General features: G+C 69.3%; 3 protein-coding genes. 2 read left to right on the top strand and 1 reads right to left on the bottom strand.

What is annotated here, in order from left to right; genetic code table 11:
- Positions 1-497: ATP-binding protein (locus tag RIF68_RS32965; RefSeq protein WP_309055088.1), on the top strand; the 497-nt coding region annotated here is incomplete at its 5' end.
- 25 nt (positions 498-522) lie between these two features.
- Here the strand turns inward: RIF68_RS32965 and RIF68_RS32960 are convergent.
- Entirely contained in the window at positions 523-1,791 is a 1,269-nt protein-coding gene (locus RIF68_RS32960) for an MFS transporter (RefSeq protein WP_309055086.1), read from the bottom strand.
- A gap of 154 nt (positions 1,792-1,945) precedes the next feature.
- Between RIF68_RS32960 and RIF68_RS32955 the strand changes: the two genes are divergently transcribed.
- Positions 1,946-2,491 (top strand): MarR family transcriptional regulator, encoded by a 546-nt coding sequence (locus tag RIF68_RS32955; RefSeq protein WP_309055084.1) that lies wholly within the window; start codon positions 1,946-1,948, stop codon positions 2,489-2,491.
- Positions 2,492-2,956: the final 465 nt, after the last annotated feature.

The following is a 2,956-nucleotide window of genomic DNA, read 5'->3' as shown; positions in this document are numbered from 1 at the left end:
TCTGCGACAGGCTGCTGCGCTCCCTCGGCGTCACCGCCGAGCACGACGACGACGTGGCGGTCCTGGTGGTCCAGCACCCGTCCCGCGAAGGCGCGGACGCCGAGCTGTTCCACAACGCGGCCCTGGAGCTCCTCGGCGGTGTCGAGGCGGCTCCCCGCGCGCGTGCCTTCGCCTCCGGTGTCCTGGCGAGCTGGCGCTTCCCGGTCGAACTGCGCGACCTCGGCGTCCTCGCCACCAGCGAGCTGGTGGCGAACTCCCTCCAGCACGGCACACCGCCCATGCGGCTGCGCCTCCGCCGCACCGACCGGCGCCTGATCATCGAGGTCACGGACGGCGACGACCACCTGCCGCGCCGCCGACGGGCGGAAACGGAGGACGAGGCGGGTCGCGGTATCTCGATCATCGCGACGATCGCCTCGTCCTGGGGGAGCCGCCGCACTCCGGGCGGCGGCAAAGCGGTGTGGTGCGAGTTCGCCCTTCCGTCCCGCGCCGGTTAGGGGGTGTCTTCCGGATCGGGCCGGATCAGACCGCGGTCGTCTCCCGCTCCGGCCGGTGCTGTGCGATCACCTTCGACGGCTTCGCGGCGAGCGACGGCTGGTTCTGCTCGGGCGTGAGCTGCCGGCCGAGCCGGACCGCCAGGAAGGTGATGCCCAGCGAGAAGAGAACGAAGGTCACGATGTACGGGCCGTGGAGGGCCGCGCCCATCGGACCGCCCACGGCGGGGCCGACGGCCAGCGCCAGCTGCTTCACCAGGGCGAAGGCAGAGTTGTACTGCCCGACCATCGCCTCCGGCGCCAGGTCGGCCACCAGCGGCGCCACGGTCGGCGACAGCATCGCCTCACCGAGCCCGAAGAGGGCGTACGTGGAGACGAAGGCCGCCGTCGCCATGGCCTGGCTGCCGTGCCCGAGCCCCGCGTATCCGGCGAAGATCCAGGCCACGGTCCAGATGAGTCCCACGGCCGCGATGACGCGGGTGCGCCTGCGGTGTTCGACGAACTTCAGGACCAGGAACTGGGCCACCACGATGACCGCGGTGTTGGCGGCCAGGGCGATGCCCAGGGTCGACGGCTGGATGCCGGCGGCCTCGGTGCCGTAGGCGGCGAGACCCGACTCGAACTGTCCGTAGCAGGCGAAGAAGAGGACGAAGCCGAGGACGCAGAGCTGCACCATCGCCTTGTGGCCGAGGAGCGCCCGCAGCCCGCCGCCCGCACCGCCCTCGGCGGGACGGGTGTCGCGCAGCGCCGGGGAGCCCGGCATCCGGACGGTGCCCACGACCGCGGCGAGGACGAGGAACATCACCGCCTCGATCGAGAAGAGCAGCAGGAAACTGCCCGGGCGGCTCTCGTCCACGAGCTGACCGCCGATGAGTCCACCGACACCGAGACCCAGGTTCTGCAGGAAGAACTGCAGGGCGAAGGCCCGGGTACGGCCGGTCGGCGAGGAGCACCAGACGATCATCGTCGCCAGCGCCGGCTGGAGCACGGCCGTACCGGCACCGAGCAGCGCCGCCGCCCCCACGGCCGCCGGCACGCTCGCCGCGAGCCCCATGGCCACGGCCCCCACGGCCGCGATCACGGAGGCGACGAGCAGCACCGGCACGGGACCGCGCCGGTCGACGGCCCGGCCGCTGAAGGGGAGGACGACGAGCGCGGCCATGGCGAAGACGGCGAGGACGATGCCCGCCGTCGTCGCGCCCAGATCCCGCACCTGTGCGACGTACACATAGAGGTACGGCACGGTGAAGCCGAGTCCGAACGCGCTCAGCGCGCTGCCTGCCTGAATGCGGCGCATCGCGGCGCCCCTCACCTTGGTCACACTCACCCACTTCGGTCGGAGGTTCAGAGGTGTAACCCTGAACACTCAAGACTTCAATACTAAAGTTCGATGCTTAACTGTACACATGGAAGGACTTCAACGCCAACGACTGCCGTGGGATACTCCCCGCATGTCCGACACCGCTCCGCAGGAGCCGAGCCTCGACGAGCAGATCGCCGCCTATCAGCGCGAGTTCCGCGATCTTGATCCCCAGGTGGAGAAGGTCGTCTCCGCCCTCGGCCGGCTGAACCGCCGCATGAACGTGGCGTACGGCCGCCAGCTCGCCGACCTCGGCATCAGCAACGCCGAGTGGGAGGTCCTGAAGACCCTGGTCCTCGCCGGCGAGCCCTACCGCCTGGGCCCGGGCGAGCTGGCCAAGCGCCTCGGACTCACCCCGGCCGCGATGACCCACCGCATCGACCGCATGGCGGGCGAAGGCCTGGTCACCCGTGACCGCGACGAGAACAACCGGGTGCGCGTGATCGTCGAGCTGACGGACGAGGGCCGCTCGAAGTGGCTGGAGGCCATGCGCATGGCCACCGACTTCGAGGAGGACCTCCTGCAGGACCTCGCCCCCGAGGAGCGCGGCGTCCTGGGAGACGTCCTGATCCGCCTCCTCCGCCGCGTGGAGCTCACCCAGCCCGACGCCGGCGGCCGCCTGACGGACCTGGACTGAGCGCCCCGCAGGCCTCACCGGGCGGGGGTTGACACGCCCCGCGCGGATACGTAGTGTTCTCCGAGTTGTCACGGAGCCGGAACGGTTCTTCGACAGCCACTCCCGCCGCTGACGCGGCACCTCACCTCAGCACGATCTCCCTCTCGGGACGATTTTCGGCATGCCGAAATTCATTTCGAATGGCTCGATTATGAGTCGCCAGGGAAATCCGCTAGAGTTTGAGACGTCGGAACGGCCCAACAGCCGGAAAGACAACCCCTTCTGACGGGGAATCGGACACCGAAAGGATCTGATAGAGTCGGAAACGCCGGAAGGGCCCGGAGCGAAAGCGAAAGGGACCGGAAAGCACCGAGGAAATCGGATCGGAAAGATCTGATAGAGTCGGAAACGAAGGAAGCGCCCGGAGGAAAGCCCGAGAGGGTCAGTACGAAGGAAGCGTCCGCACCTTGAGAACTCAACAGCGTG

The sequence above is a fragment of the Streptomyces sp. genome (genome assembly GCF_031178505.1).
In the GTDB taxonomy this organism is placed as follows: Bacteria; Actinomycetota; Actinomycetes; order Streptomycetales; family Streptomycetaceae; genus Streptomyces; species Streptomyces gulbargensis.
Note: the sequence above shows the minus strand (reverse complement) of the source record. Positions and strands in the feature narration are given on the sequence as shown.